This window comes from Mesorhizobium sp. M7A.F.Ca.CA.001.10.2.1, assembly GCF_003998575.1.
In the GTDB taxonomy this organism is placed as follows: Bacteria; Pseudomonadota; Alphaproteobacteria; order Rhizobiales; family Rhizobiaceae; genus Mesorhizobium.
In genome coordinates, this window is record NZ_RZQY01000639.1 from 1 (window position 1) to 3571 (window position 3571).

Consider the following 3571-nt stretch of genomic DNA (forward strand, 5'->3'; position numbering starts at 1 on the left):
AGGTGAGACTGAGCCCCACCATCCCCACCAGATAGACCCAGGCCCCCGGCCAGCGCAGCGTGCCGGCCGACAGGAAGAGCAAGGCGCCCATGGCGCCAAACCAGACGAATGTTTGGAGGACCAATTTCGCGATCATGATCGACCTTTCATGATATCCGCTCACTGCACTGGCAATTTCAGACCATTGGTCTACCATACCGACCATCGGTCTGTAATTCAAGCGAACTGTGCAGAAGGTTCATCATGCCCCGTGTCATCAAGCATCCAGAGTTCAGGCGAGAAGAGCTTCTGGACCATGCCCAGACCCTTTTCCTGACGCAGGGCTATGACAAAGCGAGCCTCAACGACGTGATTGCGTCCGCCGGCGTCTCGAAGGGCGCCTTCTATCACTACTTCCCCTCCAAGGAGGCTCTTCTGGAAGCATTGGCCCATCGCTTTGCAAGACAGGCACTGGCTGGGGTGCAGGACATAATCGACGATCCGGACCTAGACCCGCTTGGCCGCCTGAATGGCCTGCTCAGCCAGTCGCGGCGGGCAAAGATCGAGACCGCGCCCGAAGCTTGGACTCTTTTCGAGACGATGTTTCGGCCTGAGAATCTGGTGCTTTTCCACCGTATCAATCTGGCCGCCAGCGCGTCGTTTTCACCTCTGCTGGTCAAGATCATCAGGCAAGGGATCGAAGACGGCACTTTCAGGACCTTCGATCCGGAAGGTGTTGCCGACATCGTCATGCAATTCGGCATGGCCACGCATGACGTCGTTGCCAAGGCAATTGCCGGCGGCAGCGACGCCGACATGGAGATCGCGATCGAGGCCCTGGAGAAACGCGTCAGGCTCTACGAGATCGCTCTCGACCGCATACTGGGCCTGCCCGATGGAAGCATCCGGATCGGCGAGCCCGGCTATGTGCGCACCGTCATGACGGCCAGGCGGCGAAAGAGTGCCGGCAAGGCGCTGGCCAAGCCTGATATCTAGTCCTTGTCCCAGCGCGGCCGGCGCATCGAAAACACCTCGTCGACGCTGGCATAATCCATATAGCCGAGACGGGCGACATTGCCGGCCTTGGTGATGTCGAACAGGCCGTCTGTCAGGAAGGCGTCGTCGATGTGCACGCCGACCACTTCACCGGCAACAATCACAGCGCTTGTCGGCGATCCGTCCAGCGCCTTTGGCCGAAAGACTTCCGTCACCCGGCATTCGAGCGCGGCCGGCGCTGCCGCCACGCGCGGCGGCGCCACCAGCCGAGACGGCGCCATGGCAAGATCGGCATAGACGAACTCGTTGACGCCGCGCGGAGCATTGACCGATGTGCGGTTCATCTTCTCCGCGAGATCGCGGCTGACGAGATTGGCGACGAACTCGCCGGTTTCCTGGGCGAAGGAGGCGCTGTCCTTCTCGCCTTCGGAGGAGAACCAGACGATGAAAGGCCGCGTAGAAACGGCATTGAAGAAGGAGTATGGCGCGAGATTGACCTCGCCTGCCCTGTTCAGTGTCGAAATCCAGCCGATCGGACGCGGCGCCACGATCGCCTTCGAAGGGTCATGCGGCAGGCCGTGGCCCTTTGAGGGTTCGTAGAACATTCAGCCCGCCCACGGTCCCGAATAGTCACTGTACAGCTTTGCCGGATCGGGCCGGGGCCGCTCCGGTGCCGGGCCGGCATAGGAGCCGATATGGATGAAGCCGATGACCCGCTCCTGCGGCGCCAGCCCCAGCAGCGCCCTGCCCTCCGGCACATCCGAATACCAGTTGCTGATCATGTTGGTGCCATAGCCCAGCGCATTCGCTGCTATCATCAGGTTCATCGCCGCCATGCCGCCCGACAGGAACATTTCCCATTGCGGGATTTTTGGATTGTCCCTGGGGATCGAAACGACGCCGATCACCAGTGGCGCGCGCGAGAATCGCGCCAGTTCCTGGTTGCGGCGGCCTTCGGACAAGGGACCTTCCCGCTGCTCTGCAAGCGCTGCCAGTTGGCTGCCGATCTCGACGCGGGCGTCGCCACGGTAGAGGATGAAGCGCCAGGGCTCCAACCGGCCATGGTCGGGCACCCGGGAGGCAGCGGCGATCATCGTGGCGATCTCCGCATCGCTCGGCGCCGGCTCCTTCAAATCGGGGATCGGTGCGGAGTTTCGGGTGAGCAGGAAGTCGATGATCGGCGACGCCATGGGCGCAAGTCTCCTGGACATTCTGTTTTGAGCTGAAGCGCACCATCGGGGATTCGGGCGGCTCGGGCATTGGCGCGGGATACGCCGGAGGGAAGAGTCGTTTCAACTCTTAAGCCTTGAAATTGCCACCGCCATGGGCTTCAACGCAAGGCATGTTTGAGGGGACTGTCCGTCTTTTCCTGGTCTGGCTCGGCGCGCTGATATTCATGGCGCCGGTTTCGCTTGCCGTGGCGCAGAACGTCGACGGTGTCACCGACCTGAAGCTTCCGGGAATTTCGAGCTACGCGACGCCGAAAGGCGAGACGTCACTGGCGCTGAGCGGCGGCGGCGCCATCACATTGTCCGCCCAACTAACCGACAAGGGTTCCGACATCACGCGCGGCATCGTCTGGCGGGTTTTCAAGCCCGAAGCCGTCAACGGCAAATTGCCGATGGTTGCCTCCTCCCATGGCGGCACCGCCGTCTTCCAGCTCGAACCCGGCAGCTATCTGGTTCACGCCTCCTACGGCCGGGCCGGCGCCACCAAGCGCATCACTGTCGGCAAGGACGCCAAGCGCGAAAGTCTCGTGCTCGACGCCGGCGGCCTCAAGCTCGACGCAGTGCTGTCCGGCGGCGTGCGCATTCCACCAAAGAAGCTGCGATTTTCGATCTACGAAGGCACCGCCGAGGCCAATGGCGACCGCGCGCTGATCATTCCCGATGTCGAGCCCAACAGCGTCGTGCGGCTCAACGCCGGCATCTATCACGTCGTCTCGACCTATGGCGCAGTCAACGCGGTCATCCGCTCCGACATCCGTGTCGAGGCCGGCAAGCTGACCGAAGCCACCGTCGAGCACCACGCCGCCGAGATCACCATGAAGCTGGTGCGCGAAACCGGTGGCGAGGCGATCGCCGACACATCCTGGTCGCTGCTCAACGAATCGGGCGATCCGATCAAGGAAACCGTCGGCGCCTTCGCCTCGATGGTGCTGGCCGAGGGCGACTACACCATCATCGCCAAGAACCGCGACCGCATCTATCAGAAGGATTTTACGGTCGTGGCCGGGCAGAACCAGGAGATCGAGGTTCTGGCCACCGAGGCCGCGGCGATGGATCCCGAAGAAGGCGCGGACTAACCTTCCGCGGCAGGTTTCCTGTTTTCAGGCTGCCATCTTGGTCCGCGCTGGCAGGAACGGAATCCGGCGGCGCGCCACGATTGGCGCCAGATCGAACACGCCGCGATACAGCCGGTCGAGCAATGCCTTGCGGTCGCGCAACGGCTCCAACTCGCTCCAGCTCAGCACATCGCCGACGCGCACGTCTATCGCCTTGCCGGACAGCCGCGCGAATTCGTGGATGAGCAGCGACGTGCGCAGCGTCAGCGAGGCCTTGCCGACGAATTTCGCCACCCGGCCGTCGCGCTCGGC

The 3571-nt window shown here is 62.7% G+C and carries 4 protein-coding genes and 2 pseudogenes; 2 read left to right on the plus strand and 4 right to left on the minus strand.

All coding sequences use genetic code 11. The annotated features are described in order from the left end of the window. A pseudogene (locus tag EN964_RS28980) lies at positions 1–205 on the minus strand (hypothetical protein); the annotation flags it as partial. Positions 206–243: 38 nt separating this feature from the next. Here EN964_RS28980 and EN964_RS28985 point away from each other — a divergent pair. Next, positions 244–975 (plus strand): TetR/AcrR family transcriptional regulator, encoded by a 732-nt coding sequence (locus EN964_RS28985; RefSeq protein ID WP_127270168.1) that lies wholly within the window; start codon positions 244–246, stop codon positions 973–975. On the opposite strand, the gene EN964_RS28990 is transcribed toward EN964_RS28985, so the two are convergent. Both EN964_RS28990 and EN964_RS28995 read right to left on the minus strand, forming a co-directional pair. Continuing rightward, positions 972–1580 carry a flavin reductase family protein gene (locus EN964_RS28990; protein ID WP_127270170.1) on the minus strand — a complete coding sequence of 203 codons (609 nt, stop codon included), beginning with the start codon at positions 1578–1580 and terminating at the stop codon, positions 972–974. The genes EN964_RS28985 and EN964_RS28990 overlap by 4 nt on opposite strands. Beyond that, on the minus strand, positions 1581–2165 hold the full coding sequence (locus tag EN964_RS28995; RefSeq protein WP_127270172.1) for a nitroreductase: 585 nt from the start codon (positions 2163–2165) through the stop codon (positions 1581–1583). A 152-nt stretch (positions 2166–2317) separates the two neighbouring features. On the opposite strand from EN964_RS28995, the gene EN964_RS29000 reads away from it, so the two are divergent. Then, entirely contained in the window at positions 2318–3280 is a 963-nt protein-coding gene (locus EN964_RS29000; protein WP_127270173.1) for a hypothetical protein, read from the plus strand. 24 nt (positions 3281–3304) lie between these two features. Here EN964_RS29000 and EN964_RS29005 read toward each other — a convergent pair. Continuing rightward, positions 3305–3571, minus strand: a pseudogene (locus EN964_RS29005) (glycerol acyltransferase); the annotation flags it as partial.